We start from the raw sequence: 550 nt of genomic DNA, 5'->3' as shown, positions 1-550 counted from the left end.
GACGATCGTCAGCCGGATGATTTCTCCGCACGAAACCGCGGTGCTGACCGTCGGTTCGGTGCAGGCCGGCTCGGCGCACAACGTCATCCCGGACCGGGCGCTGCTGAAGGCCAACCTGCGATGGTTCAACCCGCAGGTTCGCGAGCGACTGATCGACGGGATCAAGGCGGTCTGCGACGGCATCGCCCGCACCTACGGGATGCCCGAGGACCAGCTTCCGCAGGTCACGCTTACCGGCGGTTGCACGCCGCTGGTCAACGACGAAAACCTGTGTGCCCGCCTGGCTGCGGCGCTGGGCACGGCGATCGGGCCGGACCGCGTTGTGACGCAGCTGCCGCCGTTGACCGCGTCGGAAGACTGTCAACTGCTCAAAGGCCCGCACCTGGATCTACCCCTGGCGTACCTGTTCGTCGGGGTCGCCGACCCGCAGGTGTACTCCGCGGCGTTGGCGAGCGGGAAGCTGTTCCCCTACTCGCCGCACAGCCCGGACTACCGGGTCGACGTGGCGGCAGTCCCGTTCGGGGCCAAAGTCGCCAGCCACGTGATGCTC

The 550-nt window shown here is 68.0% G+C and carries 1 protein-coding gene; it reads left to right on the top strand.

Annotated elements, in window-relative coordinates; genetic code table 11:
* Nucleotides 1–16: 16 nt before the first annotated feature.
* A partial coding sequence (locus F6Q13_RS20000) for a peptidase dimerization domain-containing protein (protein ID WP_293060156.1) occupies nucleotides 17–550 on the top strand: 534 nt, incomplete at its 3' end.

This window comes from Mycobacterium sp., assembly GCF_008709575.1.
Taxonomy (GTDB): Bacteria; Actinomycetota; Actinomycetes; order Mycobacteriales; family Mycobacteriaceae; genus Mycobacterium.
Note: the sequence above shows the minus strand (reverse complement) of the source record. Positions and strands in the feature narration are given on the sequence as shown.